We start from the raw sequence: 21,199 nt of genomic DNA on the forward strand, positions 1-21,199 counted from the left end.
CTGCTTGTATGACCACCACCACGCCGGCCCGTACGACCACGAGGATGGCCGCCCTCGTCACCGAGATCCGCAGCGTCGTGGACCGGGGTCTCGCCCCCGACCTGACCTCCTACCTGGTCGGCGAACGGCTCGCCCCGCACCTGGGCGCGGCCGACCTGCTGACCGCGGAGCAGCAGGAGGGCGACCCGGAGCACTACCGGCAGCACATCCTGCACGCGGAGCCCGACGGCAGCTTCTCGGTCGTGGCCCTGGTCTGGTTGCCCGGCCAGGAGACCTGCATCCACGACCACGTCTCGTGGTGCGTGGCGGGAGTCCACCAGGGCGAGGAGAGCGAGCGCCGCTACCGGCTCGCCCCGGGCCCTGACGCCGCCCGCCTGGTGGCCACCGAGGACGTGGTCAACGCCCAGGGCGAGGTCTGCGGCTTCGCGCCCCCCGGGGACATCCACAAGGTGCGCAACTCCTGTACCGGCACCGCGATATCGATCCACGTCTACGGGGCCGACGTCTCCCGTCTGGGCACCAGCATCCGCCGCGTCTACACGCTCCCCGTCGACTGATGGCCCTCCTCCACCGCCCCCAGAGCGAGGCGGTCCGCCATGTTTCACGTGAAACACCCTCTCCCTGGCCCGGGTTGGGGATGGCCGCCGCCGGCGCGCTGGTGGCATGGGGCGTGCACCGGCTGGTGCCGGGCGTGCCGATGCTGACCGCATCGGTGGTGCTCGGGATCGCCGTGGCCCACCTTCCCGGCGTACGGACCGTCGTACGCGGACCGGCCCGCCCGGGTCTGTCGCTGGCCGGGCGGCGGCTGATGCGCATCGGCATCGTGCTGCTGGGTCTCGGCCTCGGGCTGGACCAGGTGCTCCGCCTCGGCTGGGCGACGGTGGCGATGGTGTGCGCCGTGGTCGCCGCCACCTTCTTCGGTACGGTCTGGCTGGGCCGCCGCCTCGGCCTGCCGGGGGACCAGCCTCTGCTGATCGCGACCGGCTACTCGATCTGCGGCGCCTCGGCCATCGGTGCGGTGAGCGAGGTCTCCGGGAGCGACGAGGAGGACGTGGCCGCCTCGGTGGCCCTGGTCACCCTGTGCGGGACGCTGGCCATCGCGGTACTCCCGCTCCTCCAGGACCCGTTGGGGCTCTCGGACCCGGCCTTCGGGCGGTGGGTGGGGGCGAGCGTCCACGACGTGGGTCAGGTGGTGGCGACGGCCCAGACCGCGGGTCCCGGGGCGCTCGGCGAGGCGGTGCTGGTCAAGCTGATGCGGGTGGCCCTGCTGGCCCCCCTGGTGGCGGCGGTGGCCTTCTCGATGCGGGCCCGGCGGCGCGGCGTACGCACCGCCTCGGGGCGGCGTCCGGCTCCGGTGCCGCTGTTCGTCGCCGGGTTCCTGGCGGCGGCCGCGCTGCGCGCCACCGGGCTGCTGCCCGGGGTGGCGCTGGACTGGGCGCACACGGCGCAGGAGGCCCTGCTGGCGGCGGCCTTGTTCGGGCTGGGCAGCGCGGTCCACCTGCCGACCCTGGCCCGCACCGGAGGGCGTGCGGCACTGCTCGGGCTCGGAGCCTGGGTGGTGGTGGCGGGGGTCTCGTACGCGGGCGTCCTCGTGACCACGTGACGGTTGGACCAAGCGAGGGTTGGACCACACGGCGGTTGGACCACACGACGGTGGGACCACACGACGGTTGGACCACATGACGGTTAGACACAAGGCGAGTTGGCCATTTCCTGGCCGGAACCGACCGAACGTCCGGACTGCCCCCTGACATCTCCGGGCCCCCGTGCGACTCTGCCCCCGCAAGCCGAACAGCCGATCCGCACCGACAGCTCTTCACCCCCACCCTGCCCGGGTCACTCCGGCACGGGCACGGCAGAAGGAGTCCTGCGTGAATCGTCATCGCACGGCGGCATCCGTCCTCCTGGCGGCGGGCGCCCTGCTCGCGGGGGCCCTGACGGCGGCCTCCCCTTCGGCGGCTGCCGAGCCGCCCTCCTCGTTCCGGCCGGGGCAGACCCCCGGCTTCTGGACCGCCGAGCGGATGCGCCAGGCCACCCCGCTCGACCTGGAGGCGGCCCCCGGCGGCGCACGTACGGCGCCCGCCGAGGCGGCCCTCCCCACCCGGGTGCCCCCGACCTCCCCCACGTCCGTCATGGCGTTCCCGCAGGCGGGCGGTGCCTGGACGGGCGGCGGGGCGGTGGTGAAGACCTCGGGCCGGGTGTTCTTCACCTTCCAGGGCCGTACCGCCTCCTGCTCGGGCGACTCGGTCACCAGCCAGAACGGCAGCACCGTCATCACGGCCGGCCACTGCGTGAAGTACCAGGGCGCCTGGCACACCAACTGGATCTTCGTGCCGGCGTACGACAACGGCAACGCCCCGTACGGCCAGTGGTCGGCGGTCAAGACCTTCGCCACCGACCAGTGGGCGGCGAGCGAGGACATGAACACGGACGTGGGGCTTGCCGTCGTCGCCCCGCTGAACGGCCAGAAGCTCAGCCAGGTCGTCGGCGCGCAGGGGATCCTGTTCAACGGCGGCTACAACAAGCGGATGTACTCCTTCGGTTTCCCCGCGGCGGCCCCGTACGACGGCACCAAGCTCGTCTACTGCAGCGCCAACACGGGCAAGGACTTCCTGCTGACCAAGGACCACAGCATGGCCTGCAACATGACGGGCGGCTCCAGCGGCGGCCCCTGGTTCCAGGACTTCAACGAGTCCACGGGCCTCGGCACCCAGGTCTCGGTGAACAGCTTCGGCTACAACTTCCTGCCCAACACGATGTTCGGCCCGTACTTCGGCAACGAGGCCAAGGCGGCCTACGACAAGGCCCAGACCTCCTGACCCGGCCGACAGCAACTCCCACCCCACCCACCCCGACATCCCGGTACTCTGTACCGGCCAGGTGGGTTGCCCGAGCGGCCTAAGGGAACGGTCTTGAAAACCGTCGTGGCGCGAGTCACCGTGGGTTCAAATCCCACACCCACCGCCACACCTCAGCGCACGCGCTGACCGGAAGGGGCGCCCCGATCGCGGGGCCCCCCTTCGCCGTGTGTACGGGGTGCCGGTCCGGTGTCCGCGGGGCCGGCGGCAGGGGGTCTGGGCCTTCCGGGTGGTGTTTGTCAGAAGATCGGCGCGCGTGGCGGGGGCCGTGCGGTTGCGGCCACATCATGACGAATGTATGCAGATCCGCCCGTCGGAACATCGCGAAATGAGGGGCTCGTCATGACCCACCGCAGCACCGTCTCGATCTGGACCGCCGTCCTCGCCGCGCTCGTGGCGCTCCTGGCCGCCCTCGGCCTCGGCGGGAAGGCGGCCCCGGCGGCCGCGGGTGAGGCGGTGGCCGCTCCGGTGGCGCCGGCGGTACGCCGTCGGCCGGCCGTGGTGGCGCGGCGGACCTGGCGGGCGGTGATGCGGGGCGGTTCGCTCCCGCCGACGATCAAGCAGCGGATCCGGGCCGAGTCCCACGGCAAGGCCCCGTCCGTCCGGCGCTCGACCACCGCCGCGGCCCTCGCCCCCGATGCGCTCCTCGCCCCCGCCGCGGCTCTCGGGACCGACACCGCCCTCGCCTCCGGTGCGGATCGGGACCGGCTCGACCTCGCCGCATAGCGGGAGCGCGGCCGGCAGCAGGAACGGCAGGATGCGGCGCAGGCGCGCCGCGCAGTGTCCCCGGGGATGGGGCACAGGGGGTCGCACCGGCGTTCGTCCGGGGCGTGCGGGGGGCGTGAAGCTTGGTACGGCAGGGCCGCAGGGCCGGGAGACGGTGGGGTTCCCGGACGGTGCGGCCCTTTTCGGCATGCCCGGGGCGAGCCGGTTTGGCGAAACGGTTCGCCTCTTGCGTGCGTAAGGTTCCGCGCGATGCGGGTGCGCCGCGTGGGGCAGCAGGGGCGCGAACGGGGTTTATCCGTAGTTGGTCATGCTTGCGGGGGAATAGCAGGCTGCGGGGTGGTTCGCCGGGGATTCGGTGGGCAACTCTGGTCTCGCGACGTCGTCAGCAGCACGAACGACCGAGGCGGTCGGCCAACTGCCTTGGAGTACACCCGACTTCGGTTTCCTGGAGGAAAATCAGACATGGCAAGCATCCGTACCGCCCGCGTCATCGCCGCCGTCGCCTCGCTCCCCCTCGCCGTCGCCGTCTTCGGAGGGGTGGCCGCGGCCGACAACGGCTCCTTCGCGAACGACGGATCGAATGCGAGCGTCGCGAGCATCGTCGGCAGCGGTGTGGGCGGCAGCAACAGCGGCAACTCCTCCACCTCGCAGCAGGTGGCCACCGGCTCCGGAGCGTCGAACCAGAACAACACCGCGCAGGTCAACGGCTCCGCGTACACGGCGATCCACCAGGCCAACTCCAATGTCGCGGTGAACTTCTTCCCCTGGTGGTAGGCGGCTCCCCTGGAGCCGCTTGACCACTGAGGGCGCCCGTGCGACCGGACCGGCTGGGGTCCGGTAGCGCGGGCGCCCTGCCGCGTGTCCGGCCTTCCTCCCTCCCGACCTTGACATCCGCAGCGAATCTGACGGACAGTCAGTTTCACTCGTCCGATGCGATGCCGGGAGGCCAGCGCCGTGCACCTCGCCCCGTCCGAAGGCCAGGCGCGACTGCGCGCCGAACTGCGCGCGTACTTCAGCGACCTGCTCCCCGACGGGGTCCCCGAGGACCCGGACGCCCAGCGCGCACTGCTGCGCCGGATCGGCGCCGACGGCCTGCTCGGCCTCGGCTGGCCCACCGAGTACGGCGGCCAGGGCCGCGGCCCCGACGAACAGTTCGTCTTCTTCGACGAGGCCTACCGGGCCGGCGCCCCCGTCTCCATGGTCACCCTCAACACGGTCGGCCCCACCCTCATGAAGTACGGCACCCAACGCCAGAAGGACTGGTTCCTCCCCCGGATCCTGCGCGGCGAGATCGTCTTCGCCATCGGCTACTCGGAGCCCGAAGCCGGAACCGACCTGGCCTCGCTGCGCACCAAGGCCGTCCGCGACGGCGGGGACTGGGTGATCGACGGACAGAAGATCTTCACCTCGAACGCCCAGAACGCCGACTGGATCTGGCTGGCCTGCCGCACCGACCCGGGGGCACCCAAACACAAGGGCATCTCGATCATCCTGGTGCCCACCGACAGCCCCGGCTTCGCCTGGACCCCGATCGAGACCGTCGGCGGCCTCACCACCACCGCGACGTACTACGACGCCATCAGGGTCCCCGAGGGCAACCTCGTCGGCCCCGAACACGGCGGCTGGGGCCTGATCACCAACCAGCTCAACCACGAACGCGTCGCCCTCGCCGCCATCGGCATGCAGGCCGAGGACTTCTACGAGCGCGCCCTGCGCCACGCCCGCACCCCCGACCCCGCCACCGGCGAGCGCCCCGCCGACCGCCCCTGGGTGCGCTCCCGGCTCGCCGAGGCCCACGCCCGCCTGGCCGCCGTACGCCTCCTCAACTGGCGCCTCGTCCAGGACGTCGGAGCGGGCACCCTGGCCCCCGGCGACGCCAGCGGAGTGAAGTTCCTCGGCACCGAGTCCACCGTCGAGGTCTACCGGATCTGCCAGGAGGCGGTGGGAGAAGAGGCCCTCGTACGCGGTCCCGACGCATTCGCCGGCGGCGAGCTGGAACGGATGAACCGGGCCGCCCAGATCAACACCTTCGGCGGCGGGGTCAGCGAGGTCCAACGGGAGATCGTCGCCATGATGCGGCTCGGAATGAAGGGGAGGAAGCGATGACCGCCGGGGAGAGCGACCCGTTCCACGAGAGGCTCAAGGCCTTCGAGGGGCGGCCCGCCGCCACCGCGGGCCGGGCCAAGGACGCGGTCAACGAGCCGATGATCCGCCACTGGTGCGAGGCGATGGGCGACACCAACCCCGCCTACACCGGACCCGACGCCATCGCCCCGCCCACCATGCTCCAGGCCTGGACGATGGGCGGCCTCTCCGGCCACACCGACCGCTCCTCCGCCTACGACGAGCTGCTTGAGCTCCTCGACGGCGCCGGCTGCACCTCCGTGGTCGCCACCGACTGCGAACAGGAGTACCTGCGCCCGCTGCGCCCGGGCGACCGGGTGAGCTTCGACGCCGTGATCGAGTCGGTCTCGCCGCGCAAGACGACCAAGCTGGGCACCGGCCACTTCGTCACCACCCGCACGGACGTCCGGGCGAACGGCGAACTCGCCGGAACCCACCGCTTCCGCATCCTGAAGTACGCCCCCGCCGCCCGGCCCGAGAGCCGCCCGGCGGCGCCGCCCCGGCCGCGCCCGGTGATCAACCGCGACAACCAGGGCTTCTGGGACGGGGTCCGCGAGCACAGGCTGCTGATCCAGCGCTGCACCGCCTGCGCGACCCTGCGCTTCCCCTGGCTGCCCGGATGCAACGCCTGTTCCTCCCCCGACTGGGACACCGTCGAGGCGAGCGGCGCCGGCACGGTCTTCTCGTACGTCGTCATGCACCACCCGCAGTTCCCCGCCTTCACCGCGCACGAACACCCCGCTGCCGCCGGGGGGCCGTACGCGGTGGCCCTGGTCGAGCTGGCCGAGGGCGTCCGGATCATCAGCAACATCACCGGGGTCCCCTACGACAAGGTCCGCATCGGCATGCCCGTCCAACTGGAGTTCCTGCGCGTCGACGACACCCTCGAACTCCCCGTCTTCCGAGGGGAGGCGGGCTGACGTGGACTTCCACCCCACCGAGGAACAGGCCGCCGCGGCCGGCCTCGCCGCACGGATCTTCCGCGACCTCGCCACCCACGAACGGCTCGCCGCCGCCGGCACCGGAAGCGACGCCGAACTCTGGAAGGCCCTGACCTCCGCCGGACTGACCTCCGCCGTCGAGGACGTCGGCCTGCTCGGCCTGGTCCTGCTGCTGGAGGAGCAGGGCCGCACCACCGCGCAGGTCCCGTACGCCGCCACCTGCGCGTACGGCGTCCTGCCGGTGGCCGCGCACGGCAGCCCCGAGCAGCGGGCCCGACTGCTGCCCGCCCTGGGCTCCGGCGAGGCCGTTGCCACCGGCGCCTTTCCCGAGCGCGGCCGGTTCACCGCCACCCCCGACGGCCTCCTCACCGGCACCGCCCCCGCCGTGCCCTGGCTGCGCGACGCCACGCACGTCCTGGTCCCCGACACGGGCCGGACCCTGTGGCTCGTACGGACCGACGCGCCCGGAGCCGCCGTCCGGCCGGTGGAGACCACGGCACCCTGGGCGTCGGGGAGCCTCACCCTGGACGGGGCGCGGGCGGAGCGGCTGGGCGGCCCGGGCGCCTACGACCAGGTGCTCGGCGCCGCCCGCACCGCCTTCGCCGGACTCCAGGCGGGGGTCTGCGCGGGATCGCTGGCCCGGGCCGTGGAGTACACCTCCACCCGCGAGCAGTTCGGCCGGCCGCTGTCCACGAACCAGGCCGTCATGCTCCGCGCGGCCGACGCGTACATGGACACGGAGGCGATCCGGGTCACCGCGTACGAGGCGGCCTGGCGCGTCGACGAAGGGCTCCCGGCCCGCGACCACGCGCTCACGGCGGCCTGGTGGGCCTCCGAGGCGGGCAAGCGGGTCGTCCACGCGGGCCAGCACCTGCACGGCGGGATGGGCGCCGACCTGGACCACCCCGTCCACCGGCACTTCCTGTGGGGCCGCCAGCTGGACGCCTACCTGGGCTGCGGCAGCGAGCTGCTGGCCGAACTGGGCGCCCTCATATCCGAGGGGGAACACGCATGAACGTCGGCGACATGCTGCCGCTGCTGGAGATCCCGGTCACCCGCACCCTGATCGTGGCAGGGGCGATCGCCTCCCGCGACTACCAGGACGTGCACCACGACGCGGAACTGGCCCGCGCGAAGGGCTCCCCGGACGTCTTCATGAACATCCTGACCACCAACGGCCTGGTCGGCCGCTACATCACCGACCACCTTGGCCCGCGCGCGGTCCTGCGCAAGGTCGCCATCCGCCTCGGCGCCCCGAACTACCCGGGCGACACGATGACCCTCACGGGCACGGTCACCGCCGTCGACGGGGACACCGCCGAGATCAGGGTCGTCGGAGCCAACCGCATCGGCCACCACGTCACGGGCACCGTGACCGTCACCCTGGGGGCCGCCGCATGAGCGTCCGCACCCGCGACGCCCTCGGCGGCCGGGCCGCCATCGCCGGCATCGGCGCGACCGAGTTCTCCAAGGACTCCGGCCGCAGCGAGCTGAAGCTCGCCGTCGAGGCCGTGCACGCAGCCATCGACGACGCCGGACTCACCCCCGCCGACGTCGACGGCATGGTCACCTTCACCATGGACACCAGCCCCGAGATCACCGTGGCCCAGGCGGCCGGCATCGGGGAGCTGTCCTTCTTCTCCCGCATCCACTACGGCGGCGGCGCGGCCTGCGCCACCGTCCAGCAGGCAGCTCTCGCCGTCGCCACCGGGGTGGCCGAGGTCGTGGTCTGCTACCGCGCCTTCAACGAACGCTCCGGCCGCCGTTTCGGCTCCGGCGTCCAGCAGCGCGAACCCTCCGCGGAGGGCGCCGCCCTGGGCTGGTCCCTGCCCTGGGGCCTGCTCACCCCCGCGTCCTGGGTGGCCATGGCCGCCCAGCGCTACCTGCACACCTACAACCTGACCCCCGAGGCCTTCGGCCACGTCGCCGTCACCGGCCGCAGGTACGCCGCGAACAACCCCGCCGCGTACTTCCACGGCAAGCCGATCACCCTCGCCGACCACGCCGCCTCGCGCTGGATCGTCGAGCCGCTGCGCCTGCTGGACTGCTGCCAGGAGACCGACGGCGGCCAGGCCCTCGTCGTCACCACGGCCGAACGGGCCCGGGACCTGCGGCAGAAGCCCGCCGTGATCACCGCTGCCGCGCAGGGCGCCGGCCGCCGCCAGGAGGGGATGACCTCCTTCTACCGGGACGGCCTCACCGGCCTCCCGGAGATGGACGTGGTCGCCCGCCAGCTGTGGCGCACCAGCGGACTGCGGCCCGCGGACATCGACGTGGGCATCCTCTACGACCACTTCACCCCGTTCGTCCTCATGCAGCTGGAGGCGTTCGGCTTCTGCGGCCCGGGGGAGGCGGCGGACTTCACGGCGGCCGGGGCGCTCCCCCTCAACACCCACGGGGGCCAGCTCGGGGAGGCGTACCTGCACGGCATGAACGGCATCGCCGAAGCCGTCCGCCAGGTGCGCGGCACCTCCGTCAACCAGCTCCCGGGGGCAGAAAACGTCCTGGTCACGGCCGGTACGGGGGTGCCGACCTCCGGCCTGATCCTGGGGGCCGGGCCCTGACTCCGGTCCCAGCGGCCGGCCGCGTCCTCCACCTTCAGGAGGTGGGGCGCGGTCCGGCCGTACAACCTGAGAGGGACCCGGCTCCGGCACCTGGGGCCGATCCCAGGAAGGCGTCCCGCTTCTAGCGTGGAGCCATGACCACGCCTGTGTGCACGCTCGCCGCGAACCCGACGCAGTACCCGTCGTTCTCGGCGTACGTCCGGACCCGTGGCACCGTCCTCCTGCGTACCGCGCGCTCCCTGACCGCCAACCCCTGTGACGCCGAGGACCTGCTCCAGACGGCCCTGGCGAAGACCTACGTCGCCTGGGACCGGATCGAGGACCACCGGGCCCTCGACGGCTACGTCCGGCGGGCCCTGGTCAACACCCGTACCTCCCAGTGGCGCAAGCGGAAGGTCGACGAGTTCGTCTGCGACGAGATCCCGGAGAGCGAGAGCCCGGCGGGAACGGACCCCGCGGAGGCGCAGGCGCTGCGCGACGCGATGTGGCGTGCGGTCACCCGGCTGCCCGCCCGGCAGCGGGCCATGGTCGTCCTGCGCTACTACGAGGACATGAGCGAGGCGCAGACCGCCGAGCTGCTCGGAGTCTCGATCGGCACGGTCAAGAGCGCCGTCTCCCGGGCGCTGGTCAAGCTGCGCGAGGACCCCGAACTCAACCCGGTGCGCTGAGCCGCGACGGGTGCCGCACCGGCCCCGGCCCACGTGTTTCACGTGAAACATCGGCCACGGAACGGCTCCGGACAGTGATTGGCCAGCCTGTTTGTACTCCCGGGTAGTGACATGCCGACCGGTACGTGCGCAGAATCGGCAGCATCCGACAGACGCCGCAGCGCCGCAGCGCTCACCGGGAGGACGCTTTGCTGAGCACCATGCAGGATGTACCGCTGCTGATCTCGCGGATCCTGGCCCACGGGTCGACGATCCACGGGAAGTCCCAGGTCACGACCTGGACCGGCGAGGCCGAGCCGCATCGGCGCAGTTTCGCCGAGATCGGCGTCCGCAGCGCACAGCTCGCGCACGCGCTGCGCGACGAGCTCGGAGTCCAGCAGGACGAACGTGTCGCGACCCTCATGTGGAACAACTCCGAGCACGTCGAGGCGTACTTCGCGATCCCGTCCATGGGCGCGGTCCTGCACACGCTCAACCTGCGGCTGCCCCCCGAGCAGCTGGTCTTCATCGTCAACCACGCCGCGGACCGGGTCGTGCTGGTGAACGGCACCCTGCTGCCGCTGCTGGCGCCGCTGCTGCCGCACCTGCCGACGGTCGAGCACGTCGTGGTCGTGGGCATCGGCGACCGCTCCGCCCTCGACGGCCTGGCCGTCCGGGTCCACGAGTACGAGGAGCTCCTCGCGGGCCGCCCGGAGCGCTACGACTGGCCCGAGCTGGACGAGCGCCAGGCCGCGGCCATGTGCTACACCTCCGGCACGACCGGGGAACCCAAGGGCGTCGTCTACTCCCACCGCTCGGTCTACCTGCACTCCATGCAGGTCAACATGACCGAGTCGATGGGCCTCACCGACCACGACACCAGCCTGATCGTGGTGCCCCAGTTCCACGTGAACGCCTGGGGCCTGCCGCACGCCACCTTCATGACCGGCATCAACATGCTGATGCCGGACCGGTTCCTCCAGCCGGCCCCGCTCGCCGAGATGATCGAGCAGGAGAAGCCCACGCACGCCGCGGCCGTCCCCACCATCTGGCAGGGGCTGCTCGCCGAGGTCACCGCGAAGCCGCGCGACCTCACCTCGATGAAGCAGGTCACCATCGGCGGCGCCGCCTGTCCGCCCTCCCTGATGGAGGCCTACGACAAGCTCGGCGTCCGCCTCTGCCACGCCTGGGGCATGACCGAGACCTCCCCGCTGGGCACCATGGCCCACCCGCCGGCCGGGCTGACCGCCCAGGAGGAATGGCCGTACCGGGTCACCCAGGGCCGCTTCCCCGCAGGCGTCGAGGCCCGCCTCATCGGCCCCGCCGGCGACGTCCTGCCGTGGGACGGGGAGTCGGCGGGCGAGCTGGAGGTCCGCGGCAACTGGATCGCCGCCTCCTACTACAACGGCGCGTCCGGCGAACCCCTGCGTCCCGAGGACAAGTTCAGCGCGGACGGCTGGCTCAAGACCGGGGACGTCGGCGTGATCAGCGCGGACGGCTTCCTCACCCTCACCGACCGGGCCAAGGACGTCATCAAGTCCGGCGGCGAGTGGATCTCCAGCGTCGAGCTGGAGAACGCCCTGATGGCCCACCCCGAAGTGGCCGAAGCGGCGGTCGTCGCCGTCCCCGACGAGAAGTGGGGCGAACGCCCCCTGGCCACCGTCGTCCTCACGGAGGGCGCCACGGTGGACTACGACGGCCTGCGCACCTTCCTCGGCCGGTCCATCGCCAAGTGGCAGCTTCCCGAGCGCTGGACGGTCGTCGAGGCCGTGCCGAAGACCAGCGTCGGCAAGTTCGACAAGAAGGTGATCCGCAAGCAGTACGCGGACGGCGACCTCGACGTCACCACCCTCGCGTAGGCCCCGCGGACGTCAGCCGCGCGTGAGCCATGGCCGCAGCAGCCTGCTGACGGCGGGCATGGCCACGTAGGTCATCAGGGTGCTGAAGACGACCGCGAATGCGGCCGTCCGCACCACGAAGTGCAGGTCCACCAGGTACGGCCCGAGCAGCGCGTTGCCCGCGAGCGAGATCGGGAAGATGGCCAGCCCCGAGCTGATCGCCATCTTCCAGCGCGGCGGCGCGGGCCGGGTCGTACCCGGCTTGGCGAACCAGGTCTCCATCCCGTGCAGTTCACGCCGGGCTATCTCGGTGTGGTGGTGGCCCAGGCAGTTCGAGAACCACTGGGCCCGCTCGGGGGAGTCCTGCCAGCGCTGGAAGGCCGCCTGGTCGCGGAAGCGGTGCACCAGGAACCACGGGCCGCCCTCGGTGGCGGGCCGGAACAGCCCGTACCCGAGGTGCCCGGGGAAGGCGGCGGCCGTCTCCAGGATCCCGTGGGCCCAGGCCTCGAAGGTCTCCTCGTGGCCGGGCTCCACCTGCCGGGCGATGAGGAGGTTGACCTCCCCGTTGTCGGCGGGAACGGTGTGCTCGGACGTGTCGGTGATGGCCATGGGCCCCAGGATCGCTAGTTGGTCCCGATCTTGGCCAGCAAGTCCACGATGCGGCCCTGCACATCGGCCGTGGTGGCCCGCTCGGCGAGGAACAGCACGCTCTCGCCCGAGGCCAGCCGCGGCAGGTCGGCGGGAGCGATCCCGGCGGTCGTGTAGACGACCAGCGGAGTGCGGTTCAGCAGCCCGTTGGCACGCAGCCAGTCCACGATCCCGGCCCGCCGGCGGCGGACCTGCATCAGGTCCATGACCACCAGGTTGGGCCGCATCCGGCTCGCCAGCTCCACGGCGTCGGTGTCCGCGCCCGCCCGGCCGACCTGGAGGCCGCGCCGTTCCAGCGCGGCGGTCAGCGCGGTGGCGATCTCGTCGTGCTCCTCGATCAGCAGGACCCGGGACGGGTGCTGCTCGCTGTCGCGCGCGGCGAGCGCCTTGAGCAGGACGGCCGGATCGGCGCCGTACGCAGCCTCGCGCGTGGCCTGTCCCAGCCCGGCCGTCACCAGTACGGGCACCTCGGCGGCCACCGCGGCCTGGCGCAGGGACTGCAGGGCGGTCCGGGTGATCGGCCCGGTCAGCGGGTCGACGAACAGCGCGGCGGGGAACGCGGCGATCTGCGCGTCCACCTCCTCGCGCGAGTGCACGACCACCGGGCGGTAGCCGCGGTCGCTCAGCGCCTGCTGCGTCTGCGCGTCGGGCGCCGGCCACACCAGGAGTCGGCGCGGGTTGTCCAGCGGCTCCGGCGGCAGCTCGTCGTCCACGGGCTGCGGTACGGGCCGGTTGACCACCTCGACCGCTCCCCCGGGGCCGTCCAGCGGTTCCGGGCCCTCGGCGGCACCCGCTTCGGGGGCCCCTATGGCGAAGGCCCTCCCCTGGGGCGCGGGTTCGGCGAGCCGGCGGCGCCGGCCGGAACCGGAACCCTCCGCGCCCGCGGCGCCCGGGTCCACGGCGATGCCCTGGCCCAGGGTGCCCAGAGCACGCACGCTGATCGGCTGCCCCGCACCCACGGCGGCCTCACCGGGCCGGCGGGCACCGGGGACGGAGGGCTGCCCGGGGGTCTCGCCGTCCTCGGGGGCGGTGCGCGCGGCGGGCACCGGCCACGCGGGGGTCGCGGGCAGCGCACGCCGCCGCCCGGTCGGGAGCGCGGGCTCGGGACCGTCCGCCGGCTGCTGCGGCTCGGGCTCCGCGGGAGCGCCGAGCACCCGCCGGCCACGGCGTCCGCCCGGGCCGTCGGCGTCGGACTCGGCGGAACCGGAACCCGCGGCGGGCCCGGCCGGCAGGGCGAAGCCGCCCTCGGGGGCGACGGGCCGCGGCGCGGCGGGCGCCGGGAGCCCGGCCGCCGGCACCGGGCCGGCGGGCTGCGCGGCCGCCCCGGCCGGCCCCAGCGCCCTGCGGCGGCCCGCCGGGTGCTCGGTCACCGGAACCGGGGGCACCGACGGCACGGGCGGCAGCGCGGGCATGGCGGTGCCCTGAGGCGGCACGGGCCGGTCGTGCGGGGCGTCGTCACCGTCGCGGCCCCGTCGGCGCCCGGTTCCGAGCCCCGCCGGGTTCACCGGGGACTGCGCCAGCTCCGCCGGACCGGCCACGACACCCTGCGCGGGGGCTTCGCCCTCCGCCCGGCGCCGCCCGGACGGCAGCGCCAGCGCGCCCCCGCCCTCGCGTGCCTCGGGGCCCCTGGGCCCGGCGGTCTCGTCCTCCAGGAAGGCGTCCACCCCGCGCCGGCCCCGTCGGCCGCCGGAGACCGTCGCGGGGGCGGCCTCGGGCTCCGGCGCGGGCTGCTCCTCGGGCTCCGGCAGGGTCACCGTCCCGGCGCCCGAACCCAGCGGCAGCTCCAGCACGTACGCCCCGCCGGGCGCACCGGGTACCTCCACCGTCTGCAGGACCCCGCCGTGGGCGGTGACGATGCCCCGCACGATCGGCTCGTGCACCGGGTCGCCGCCCTCGTAGGGGCCGCGCACCTCGATCCGTACGACATCGCCCCGCTGGGCCGCGGCCACCACGATGGTGGAGTCGCCGTAACCGCTGCCCTGGGCGGTCTTGCCGGTGGCGTCCACTCCGGCGACGTCCGCGATCAGGTGCGCGAGGGCGGCCGCGATCCGCCCCTCGTCCACCTCGGCCTCGATCGTCGGGGCGTGGACGGCGAACTGCACCCGGCCGGGACCGATCAGATCGACCGCGCCGTCGACACCCGCCGCGACGACGGTGTTGATCAGGGCGTTCTTCTTCTTGAGCTTGTCGCTGCCCGCGTCCAGGCGCTGGTACTCCAGCACGTTGTCCACGAGGGTGGTCATCCGCGAGTAGCCGGCGGCGAGATGGTGGAGCAGCTGGTTGGCCTCGGGCCACAGCTGGCCCCCGTCGTCGGCGGCCAGCGTGGCCAGCTCCCCGCGCAGTTCCTCCAGCGGGCCGCGCAGGGAGTCCCCGAGGACGGCCAGCAGCTGGGCGTGGCGCGCGGCGAGGGCGTCGTACTGGCGCCGGTCGGTGAAGGTCATCACCGCGCCGACGAGCAGTTCCCCGTCCCGTACGGGGGAGGTGGTCAGGTCGACGGCGACGGCCTGCCCGGCCTTGTTCCACAGCACCTGGCCGCGGACCCGGTGCTTGCGCCCGCTGCGGAGGGTGTCGGCGAGCGGGGACTCGTCGAAGGGGAAGGGCGAGCCGTCGGCGCGCGAGTGCTGGATCAGGCCGTGCAGCTCGCGGTTGCCGAGGTCGGTGGCGCGGTATCCGAGGATCTGCGCGGCGGCCGGGTTGACGAGGACGACGCGGCCTTCGGTGTCGGTGCCGACGACGCCCTCGGCGGCGGCGCGCAGGATCATCTCGGTCTGCCGCTGGGAGCGGGCCAGCTCGGCCTCGGTGTCCACGGTCTCGGAGAGGTCCCGCACGACGAGCATCAGCAGTTCGTCGCCGGTGTACGGCTGGGGCTCGCGGTAGGCGTCGCGGCCGTCGAGGTGGGCGCTGGTGACCTCGACGGGGAACTCGCTGCCGTCGGTGCGGCGCGCGGTCATCCGCTTCGGCTTGGAGCGGCCCTCCTCGCGGTCGCCGGGACGGCGCATGGAGCCGGGGATCTGCTTGGAGTCGAACTCCGGCAGGAGGTCGAGCACCCCGCGGCCGACGAGCCCGGTACCGGGGCTCTCCATGACTTCGAGGGCGATCGAATTGGCGTTGACGACCGTGCCGTTGGCGTTGACGAGCAACAGCGCGTCCGGGAGCGCGTCGAGTATTGCTGCGAGGCGAGCAGCGCCTCGGGATGGCCTGCTGCTCACGACGAGCTTCCTCCCTGACCACGACTACCGGCATGTCACGGGAGGAGTCTAAGGGCACCGTCCTGCCGTGAGGTGGCGGATGCACGGGGGAAAACGTGCATCCGCCGCATCGTCCCAGGTCAGGAATGCTCCCCCGGAAGCACAGGTTCCAGGTTCTTCCACCGGGCGATGTCGCAGCCGTTCCTGCGCTGGAACGTGGTGTCCACCTTCTGGCCGCGCCACGTTCCCGTCACGCGGGCGACGGCCGACCCGCCGTACTGGAACGAGCAGTTCTTGGAGTCCGGCTCGGCGAAGGGGTCCTTGCCCTGTCTGGCCAGCGTGTCGAGGCGGGCGCAGGCCTCCTCGGCGAGGGGGTGGTCTCCGCCGGCGGGGTGGCACTCCAGCCGGTGCGTGCCGTCGACGAGGCGGTTGCCGCTCTTGGAGATCTCGATGGTGAGCCGGTCGGGTGAGGACAGCAGGCGCCCGAGGGGCAGGGGAGGCAGGGGGCCGGCGGCCGCGGCGGCGAGGGCGGAGGTGACGGCGAAGGCGGCGAGACGCAGCATGGGGCACTCCAGGTCGTCCGTACGTCGTACGCCTCACCAACGACCTTCCCGCCCGGACGTTGCGTGCTTAAGCCTTTGCCCTGCGGCCCCGGCTCCTTGTACCGTTGGGAGCGGATTGGTGACCGGCCCCGAGGCTGTGTCATCATCTGCACGCACCTTCGTACGCGGGGGTGTGCTGGAGGCGTCGCCTAGTCCGGTCTATGGCGCCGCACTGCTAATGCGGTTTGGGGCTTACACCCCATCGAGGGTTCAAATCCCTCCGCCTCCGCACCTCACCGAAGCCCCGGTCCTGATGGACCGGGGCTTCGGTGCGTTCTGGCGCTGGACGCGTTCGGGCACAGAGTGGGTTCTGGCGCTGGATGCGTTCAGGCTCGCCGGGCGGGTGCGTGGACCGGGTGGAGGCGTGGGCCGGCGCGTTCAGGGCTTGGAGGGGTTTCGGATGGGCCCCTGTGGGTAGCCCGCCGGGCCCGGCGCTCGGGCGCGGACCCGACCGGACGATCTTCTTCCAGGGCGTTTCCGCAGGTCAGAGGCCTTGGGGCTAATGGATTTCGCGTCCCGGCGAGGTCCATGTATTGTTGTTCTCGCAAGGCCAACGGGGCGAAAAAAACCCGGGAAGCCCAAGCACTCGTAGCTTAACGGATAGAGCATCTGACTACGGATCAGAAGGTTGCAGGTTCGAATCCTGCCGAGTGCACAGCCGAGAGGCCCTCAGGAGAAGTCCTGAGGGCCTCTTTCGTGTGTCCGGGCGGTACTCAAGGCGGAGGGGTCCCCCGGGAGAGCTCAGGGATGGAATGGCTCCTGAGGGGGACGTGGACCATGCGGACCCCCGGATACGGTTCTTGAAGATCGTTCGAACCTTGATGGGGGCTCTCATGGGACTCTTCGGAAACGCGCACACCGTCGACCCGTCGTCGGCGCAGCGGGACTACGCGCGCCTGCTGGGGAACGGCGAGCAGGTCTACGCGGCGTACCTGCTGGTGCGCGACACGATCCTGTTCACGGACCGCCGGCTGGTGTTCGTCGACAAGCAGGGGCTGACGGGCAAGAAGGTGGAGTACCACTCCATCCCGTACCGGAGCATCACGCACTTCTCGGTGGAGACGGCCGGGCACTTCGATCTCGATGCCGAGCTGAAGATATGGATATCCGGCAGCCCGGCGCCGATCGAGAAGACCTTCACCAAGGGGGTCGACATCTACGAGATGCAGGCGATCCTGACGCAGTTCGTCGCGCGCTAGGCGGGCACGGGCTGGGCCGTCCGGCTGAAGATCCGCCCGTCCGGGCGGGAGCCGGGAGGGGCGGGGGCTCAGCCGGGGCGGGTCGGAGCGGGGCGGAGCCTCAGGGGCGGGCGGGCAGGACGCGCGGGAGGCCGGTCACCGAGAGCACCAGCGAGTAGAGCGAGGTGGTGGCGGTGATGAAGAGGCGGTTGTTCTTCGGGCCGCCGAAAGCGATGTTCGAAACGGGCTCCGGGACGCGCAGCCGGCCGATGAGGTCTCCGTCCGCCGCGTAGCAGTGCACGCCCGACTCCATCGCGGCCGCCCACAGCCGGCCCTCGTCGTCGAAGCGGATGTTGTCCACGGAGGGGCAGTCCGTGAAGACGCGGTCCCCGCTGAGGGTGCCGTCGTCGCCGACCTTGAAGACGCGGATGTGGCCGGCGCGGGTGTCGGCCGCGTACAGCTCGCTCTCGTCGGGGGAGAAGACCAGGCCGTTCGGCCCGAGGAAGCCGTCGGCGACGAGGCGGACCTCGCCGGTGGCCGGGTCGGCCCGGTAGAGGTTGCAGGCGCCGATCTCGCTCGGCGCCCGCCGGCCCTCGTAGTCGTTGGTGATCCCGAAGTCGGGGTCGGAGAACCAGACGGAGCCGTCCGAGCGGACCACCGCGTCGTTGGGGCTGTTGAGCCGCTTGCCGTCGTAGCGGTCGGCGATGACCGTGAGGCTGCCGTCGGGCTCGGTGCGGGTGACGCGCCGGTTGCCCTGCTCACAGGTGATCAGGCGGCCCTCGCGGTCGAGGGTGTTGCCGTTGGAGTGGCCGGCCGGGGAGCGGAAGACGGAGACCGCACCGGTCGCCTCGTCCCAGCGCAGCATCCGGTCGTTGGGGATGTCGCTCCACACGAGCTGGCGCCAGGCGGGCAGGTACAGGGGGCCTTCGGCCCAGCGGCAGTCGTCATAGAGCCGTTCCAGGCGGACGTCTCCGTTGGCGCAGCGGCCGGTACGGAAGCGTTCGTCCAGGATCTCGTACAGGGTGAGGTCAGCTATGCCCAACATGATTCCCCCAGATGAGTGAAGCTCCGAATTGTGTTCGGTGTGATGGTGAGATTGCAGGATCAGGTACCGTCTTCGCAAGAGCCGACGGGCTCGACCGGCCCAAGGGGCTCGACGGGCCGGCGGGCCCACGGGAGGAAGACGGCGTGGACGACATCGACCGGGCGCTCGTCCTGCGCCTCCAGCAGGACGCGGGCCAGTCCTACGCGGCACTCGGCGCGGCCGTGGGGCTCTCGGCCGGGGCCACCCACGAGCGCGTACGCAAACTGCGCGAGCGCGGGGTCATCCGGCGGACCACCGTCGACGTGGATCCGGCCGCGGTCGGCAGCGGCGTGCTGGCCTACGTGATGGTCGACTCCAACGCGTGGATGGGCGAGTCGGCGGAGGACTTCGCCGCCATCCCCGAGATCCAGGAGGCGCACATCATCGCGGGCAGCGCCTCGGTGCTGGTCAAGGTGCGCACGGCCACCACCGAGCAGCTCCAGGACGTCCTGCGGCGGCTCTACGCCATCGACGGGGTCAGCGGGACGCAGGCCACCGTGGTCCTGGAGACCTTCTTCGAGCGGCCGCTCCCGCTGTGACCGCTCCCGCCGCGGGCTGGTGGTGCACCGGGATCCGGTGGAGCGCGGGGGGTCCCGCCATCGGGTGGTGCGGGCGCGGGGAGCGCGGCAGCCCGATCGGCCCGGGGCAGCGGCTGGCCTTCACCGCCCGCGGCGAGCGGCACTGCTTGGGCGTGTGGCGGGCCGGGAAGCGGACCCCGTGCCCGGTGGCCCGGTCGGTGCCGGGCCGGGCGGGGAGCGCCCAGTGCCCCGAGTGCGCCCGGCTGGACCGGTCCTTCTCGGTGGCCGCGGACACCAATGCGGCCGACCCGCGGACCTACCGCGTCTACCTGGCGTGGTTCGGGCCCGGGATGGTCAAGGTCGGCATCACCGCCGAGGAGCGCGGTCCGGTCCGGCTGCTGGAGCAGGGGGCGGTCACCTGGGCCTGGCTGGGGCGCGGGCCGCTGATGGCGGCGCGCCGGACCGAGGAGCTGCTGCGGGCCGCCCTGGGGGTGCCCGACCGGATCGCCTACGCCCGCAAGCGTGCCGTACGGGCCCGGCTGCCGGAGGAGGCCGAGCGGGCCCGGGAGGTCGCCGAGCTGCACGCGCGGGCCGCGGCGCTGACCGGGTGGCCGGAGTCACTGGAGCGGGTGGGGTGCGAAATCACCGACCACGCCGGGGCGTTCGGGCTGGCCGGGCTGCCGGAACCGGCCCGGCTGGTCACCGAGCTGGTGCCCGGCGGGAGCGTCGTCGGGCGGCTGGCGGGGGCCGCCGGACCCGACCTGCACTTCGCGGACGGGCTCGTGGTGGACACCCGGCTGCTGGCCGGATGGGAGCTGTCCGCCGCCGCCGAGGGTGCCCGCACCGACGTCCCGCTGACCGTCGTCGCGCCCGGGTCGCCCGAGGCCGAGCAGGGCGGACTGTTCTGACGCCGGGCAAGGTCAAAACTTGGATCCCTTTGGGCTCCCGGGGCCGATTCCGATGGACATGCCAAGGGCCTTCCGCCGAGGGTGGGGGCATGAGCATTCAGCCCGTTCCGGCGTTCGAACCGCCTTACGTGATGGCCGTATTCACCAACGTCCGCACCTCCGACGAGAGCGGCTATCCGGAGACCAACACCCGGATGAACGAGATCGTCGAGGAGAACCCCGGGTTCCTCGGCTACGAATCCGCCCGCACGCCCGGCGGCCTGGGGATCACCGTCGCGTACTTCCGCGACCACGAGTCCCTGCGCGTCTGGCGGGAGGACCTGGAGCACCAGGCAGCCATGAAGCAGGGCCGCGCCCAGTGGTACGAGAGCTACACCCTGCACGTCGCGACCGTCGAGCGGAGCCACGGCTTTGCCCGCAACGGCTGAGGCGGTCCGCGCCTTCCGCGAGCGGCTCGGCCTGCCGGGACTGGTGGACGTCCACACGCACTTCATGCCCGAGCGGGTGCTGGCGAAGGTCTGGGACTACTTCGACGCGGTCGGACCACTGACCGGCGTCGCATGGCCCATCACCTACCGGCACGAGGAGGAGCGGCGGGTGGCGCTGCTGCGGGAGTTCGGGGTCCGCGCCTTCACCTCCATGCTCTACCCGCACAAGCCCGCGATGGCCGCCTGGCTCAACGCATGGGCCGCGGACTTCGCCGCCCGCACCCCCGACTGCCTGCACACCGCGACCTTCTTTCCCGAGGCGGACGTGGCGGCGTACACCGCGCGGGCCGTGGCCGACGGGGCCCGGGTCTTCAAGGCGCACCTCCAGGTCGGCGGCTACGACCCGAACGACGAACGGCTCGACCCCGTCTGGGGGCTGCTGGCCGAGGCGGGGATCCCGACCGTCGTCCACTGCGGTTCGGGGCCCGCCCCGGGCAAGCACACCGGCCCCGGGCCGGTCGCCCGGCTGCTGGCCCGCCACCCCCGGCTGCCGCTGGTCGTCGCGCACATGGGGATGCCCGAGTACACGGACTTCCTCGACCTGGCCGCCCGGTACCCCGAGGTGCGCCTCGACACGACCATGGCCTTCACCGACTTCTCGGAGCGCCTCGGCCCCTTCCCGCCCGGGGAGCTGGGGCGGCTCGCCGACCTCGGGGACCGGATCCTGCTGGGCACCGACTTCCCGAACATCCCCTACCCCTACGAGCACCAGCTGGAGGCACTGGAACGGCTCGGTCTCGGCGACGACTGGCTGCGCGCGGTCTGCCACGACAACGCCGCCCGCCTGTTCGGCCTCCCCCTTCCCTGAGCACCCCTGCCTCCCTGAGCACCCCTGCCTCCCTGAGCACCCCTGCCTCCCTGACCACCCTCGCGGGGAGCGCCCCTTT

At 72.6% G+C, this 21,199-nt stretch carries 21 protein-coding genes and 3 tRNA genes; 20 read left to right on the forward strand and 4 right to left on the reverse strand.

All coding sequences use genetic code 11. The features are described 5' to 3' along the window. The first annotated feature begins 8 nt into the window (after positions 1–8). The 13 genes from AC07A6_RS06725 (at position 9) to AC07A6_RS06785 (ending at position 11,719) form a co-directional block, all read left to right on the forward strand. Complete coding sequence (locus AC07A6_RS06725) at positions 9–557, forward strand: cysteine dioxygenase family protein (RefSeq protein ID WP_427707055.1); 549 nt, start codon at positions 9–11, stop codon at positions 555–557. After that, the gene (locus AC07A6_RS06730; RefSeq protein ID WP_478776325.1) at positions 557–1,603 is read left to right on the forward strand and encodes a YeiH family protein; all 1,047 of its coding nucleotides are present in this window, start codon (positions 557–559) and stop codon (positions 1,601–1,603) included. The genes AC07A6_RS06725 and AC07A6_RS06730 overlap by 1 nt, the downstream gene beginning before the upstream one ends. Positions 1,604–1,871: 268 nt before the next feature. Continuing rightward, positions 1,872–2,819: a trypsin-like serine peptidase gene (locus AC07A6_RS06735; protein WP_478776326.1), complete on the forward strand. Its 948-nt coding sequence runs from the start codon at positions 1,872–1,874 to the stop codon at positions 2,817–2,819. 60 nt (positions 2,820–2,879) lie between these two features. After that, positions 2,880–2,967: transfer RNA gene (locus AC07A6_RS06740), tRNA-Ser, on the forward strand. 233 nt (positions 2,968–3,200) lie between these two features. Beyond that, a complete protein-coding gene (locus tag AC07A6_RS06745) occupies positions 3,201–3,584 on the forward strand; it encodes a DUF6344 domain-containing protein (RefSeq protein ID WP_478776327.1) in 384 nt (127 codons plus the stop codon). Between the two features lie 462 nt (positions 3,585–4,046). Next, entirely contained in the window at positions 4,047–4,358 is a 312-nt protein-coding gene (locus AC07A6_RS06750) for a hypothetical protein (RefSeq protein ID WP_362456499.1), read from the forward strand. A 180-nt stretch (positions 4,359–4,538) separates the two neighbouring features. After that, positions 4,539–5,690: an acyl-CoA dehydrogenase family protein gene (locus AC07A6_RS06755; RefSeq protein WP_478776387.1), complete on the forward strand. Its 1,152-nt coding sequence runs from the start codon at positions 4,539–4,541 to the stop codon at positions 5,688–5,690. Further along, the gene (locus AC07A6_RS06760) at positions 5,687–6,628 is read left to right on the forward strand and encodes a bifunctional MaoC family dehydratase N-terminal/OB-fold nucleic acid binding domain-containing protein (protein WP_478776328.1); all 942 of its coding nucleotides are present in this window, start codon (positions 5,687–5,689) and stop codon (positions 6,626–6,628) included. Before AC07A6_RS06755 ends, AC07A6_RS06760 begins: the two co-directional genes overlap by 4 nt. 1 nt (position 6,629) lies before the next feature. Continuing rightward, on the forward strand, positions 6,630–7,664 hold the full coding sequence (locus AC07A6_RS06765; protein WP_362456494.1) for an acyl-CoA dehydrogenase family protein: 1,035 nt from the start codon (positions 6,630–6,632) through the stop codon (positions 7,662–7,664). After that, positions 7,661–8,050 (forward strand): MaoC family dehydratase, encoded by a 390-nt coding sequence (locus tag AC07A6_RS06770; protein ID WP_478776329.1) that lies wholly within the window; start codon positions 7,661–7,663, stop codon positions 8,048–8,050. Before AC07A6_RS06765 ends, AC07A6_RS06770 begins: the two co-directional genes overlap by 4 nt. Next, entirely contained in the window at positions 8,047–9,213 is a 1,167-nt protein-coding gene (locus AC07A6_RS06775; RefSeq protein ID WP_478776330.1) for a lipid-transfer protein, read from the forward strand. Before AC07A6_RS06770 ends, AC07A6_RS06775 begins: the two co-directional genes overlap by 4 nt. 134 nt (positions 9,214–9,347) lie before the next feature. Then, positions 9,348–9,881: a SigE family RNA polymerase sigma factor gene (locus AC07A6_RS06780; protein ID WP_478776331.1), complete on the forward strand. Its 534-nt coding sequence runs from the start codon at positions 9,348–9,350 to the stop codon at positions 9,879–9,881. 188 nt (positions 9,882–10,069) lie between these two features. Next, positions 10,070–11,719, forward strand: a complete 1,650-nt coding sequence (locus AC07A6_RS06785) for a long-chain fatty acid--CoA ligase (protein WP_478776332.1) — start codon at positions 10,070–10,072, stop codon at positions 11,717–11,719. Positions 11,720–11,731: 12 nt separating this feature from the next. Here the strand turns inward: AC07A6_RS06785 and AC07A6_RS06790 are convergent, their stop codons facing one another. The 3 genes from AC07A6_RS06790 to AC07A6_RS06800 all read right to left on the reverse strand — a co-directional run bounded on the left by AC07A6_RS06790 (position 11,732) and on the right by AC07A6_RS06800 (position 16,097). Then, positions 11,732–12,307 carry an antibiotic biosynthesis monooxygenase gene (locus AC07A6_RS06790; RefSeq protein WP_125813447.1) on the reverse strand — a complete coding sequence of 192 codons (576 nt, stop codon included), beginning with the start codon at positions 12,305–12,307 and terminating at the stop codon, positions 11,732–11,734. A 14-nt stretch (positions 12,308–12,321) separates the two neighbouring features. Beyond that, positions 12,322–15,555 carry a PAS domain S-box protein gene (locus tag AC07A6_RS06795; protein WP_362456479.1) on the reverse strand — a complete coding sequence of 1,078 codons (3,234 nt, stop codon included), beginning with the start codon at positions 15,553–15,555 and terminating at the stop codon, positions 12,322–12,324. Between the two features lie 119 nt (positions 15,556–15,674). After that, positions 15,675–16,097: an SSI family serine proteinase inhibitor gene (locus AC07A6_RS06800; RefSeq protein WP_362456476.1), complete on the reverse strand. Its 423-nt coding sequence runs from the start codon at positions 16,095–16,097 to the stop codon at positions 15,675–15,677. 177 nt (positions 16,098–16,274) lie between these two features. Between AC07A6_RS06800 and AC07A6_RS06805 the strand changes: the two genes are divergently transcribed. The 3 genes from AC07A6_RS06805 (at position 16,275) to AC07A6_RS06815 (ending at position 17,335) form a co-directional block, all read left to right on the forward strand. Beyond that, a tRNA-Ser gene (locus AC07A6_RS06805) sits at positions 16,275–16,365 on the forward strand. Positions 16,366–16,718: 353 nt separating this feature from the next. After that, a tRNA-Arg gene (locus tag AC07A6_RS06810) sits at positions 16,719–16,791 on the forward strand. Positions 16,792–16,969: 178 nt separating this feature from the next. Next, positions 16,970–17,335 carry a PH domain-containing protein gene (locus AC07A6_RS06815; RefSeq protein ID WP_007265334.1) on the forward strand — a complete coding sequence of 122 codons (366 nt, stop codon included), beginning with the start codon at positions 16,970–16,972 and terminating at the stop codon, positions 17,333–17,335. A 100-nt stretch (positions 17,336–17,435) separates the two neighbouring features. Here the strand turns inward: AC07A6_RS06815 and AC07A6_RS06820 are convergent, their stop codons facing one another. Then, a complete protein-coding gene (locus AC07A6_RS06820) occupies positions 17,436–18,359 on the reverse strand; it encodes an SMP-30/gluconolactonase/LRE family protein (RefSeq protein WP_478776333.1) in 924 nt (307 codons plus the stop codon). 143 nt (positions 18,360–18,502) lie between these two features. Between AC07A6_RS06820 and AC07A6_RS06825 the strand changes: the two genes are divergently transcribed. The 4 genes from AC07A6_RS06825 to AC07A6_RS06840 all read left to right on the forward strand — a co-directional run bounded on the left by AC07A6_RS06825 (position 18,503) and on the right by AC07A6_RS06840 (position 21,120). Continuing rightward, positions 18,503–18,937 (forward strand): Lrp/AsnC family transcriptional regulator, encoded by a 435-nt coding sequence (locus AC07A6_RS06825; protein ID WP_007265336.1) that lies wholly within the window; start codon positions 18,503–18,505, stop codon positions 18,935–18,937. Further along, positions 18,934–19,824, forward strand: coding sequence for a DUF2797 domain-containing protein (locus tag AC07A6_RS06830; protein WP_478776334.1), 891 nt, complete (start codon positions 18,934–18,936; stop codon positions 19,822–19,824). Before AC07A6_RS06825 ends, AC07A6_RS06830 begins: the two co-directional genes overlap by 4 nt. 89 nt (positions 19,825–19,913) lie before the next feature. Next, on the forward strand, positions 19,914–20,252 hold the full coding sequence (locus AC07A6_RS06835) for an antibiotic biosynthesis monooxygenase family protein (RefSeq protein ID WP_362456467.1): 339 nt from the start codon (positions 19,914–19,916) through the stop codon (positions 20,250–20,252). Next, positions 20,236–21,120, forward strand: coding sequence for an amidohydrolase family protein (locus tag AC07A6_RS06840; protein WP_478776335.1), 885 nt, complete (start codon positions 20,236–20,238; stop codon positions 21,118–21,120). The genes AC07A6_RS06835 and AC07A6_RS06840 overlap by 17 nt, the downstream gene beginning before the upstream one ends. Positions 21,121–21,199: the final 79 nt, after the last annotated feature.

The organism is Streptomyces sp. NPDC044002 (assembly GCF_056434525.1).

What these genes read in the sequence shown, in the direction of transcription:
- AC07A6_RS06820 (WP_478776333.1), bottom strand. Translation starts at nt 18,359, where the DNA reads ATGTTGGGCATAGCTGACCTCACCCTGTACGAGATCCTGGACGAACGC.
- AC07A6_RS06835 (WP_362456467.1), top strand. Translation starts at nt 19,914, where the DNA reads ATGAGCATTCAGCCCGTTCCGGCGTTCGAACCGCCTTACGTGATGGCC.
- AC07A6_RS06790 (WP_125813447.1), bottom strand. Translation starts at nt 12,307, where the DNA reads ATGGCCATCACCGACACGTCCGAGCACACCGTTCCCGCCGACAACGGG.
- AC07A6_RS06815 (WP_007265334.1), top strand. Translation starts at nt 16,970, where the DNA reads ATGGGACTCTTCGGAAACGCGCACACCGTCGACCCGTCGTCGGCGCAG.
- AC07A6_RS06760 (WP_478776328.1), top strand. Translation starts at nt 5,687, where the DNA reads ATGACCGCCGGGGAGAGCGACCCGTTCCACGAGAGGCTCAAGGCCTTC.
- AC07A6_RS06750 (WP_362456499.1), top strand. Translation starts at nt 4,047, where the DNA reads ATGGCAAGCATCCGTACCGCCCGCGTCATCGCCGCCGTCGCCTCGCTC.
- AC07A6_RS06770 (WP_478776329.1), top strand. Translation starts at nt 7,661, where the DNA reads ATGAACGTCGGCGACATGCTGCCGCTGCTGGAGATCCCGGTCACCCGC.
- AC07A6_RS06800 (WP_362456476.1), bottom strand. Translation starts at nt 16,097, where the DNA reads ATGCTGCGTCTCGCCGCCTTCGCCGTCACCTCCGCCCTCGCCGCCGCG.
- AC07A6_RS06745 (WP_478776327.1), top strand. Translation starts at nt 3,201, where the DNA reads ATGACCCACCGCAGCACCGTCTCGATCTGGACCGCCGTCCTCGCCGCG.
- AC07A6_RS06725 (WP_427707055.1), top strand. Translation starts at nt 9, where the DNA reads ATGACCACCACCACGCCGGCCCGTACGACCACGAGGATGGCCGCCCTC.
- AC07A6_RS06730 (WP_478776325.1), top strand. Translation starts at nt 557, where the DNA reads ATGGCCCTCCTCCACCGCCCCCAGAGCGAGGCGGTCCGCCATGTTTCA.
- AC07A6_RS06780 (WP_478776331.1), top strand. Translation starts at nt 9,348, where the DNA reads ATGACCACGCCTGTGTGCACGCTCGCCGCGAACCCGACGCAGTACCCG.
- AC07A6_RS06775 (WP_478776330.1), top strand. Translation starts at nt 8,047, where the DNA reads ATGAGCGTCCGCACCCGCGACGCCCTCGGCGGCCGGGCCGCCATCGCC.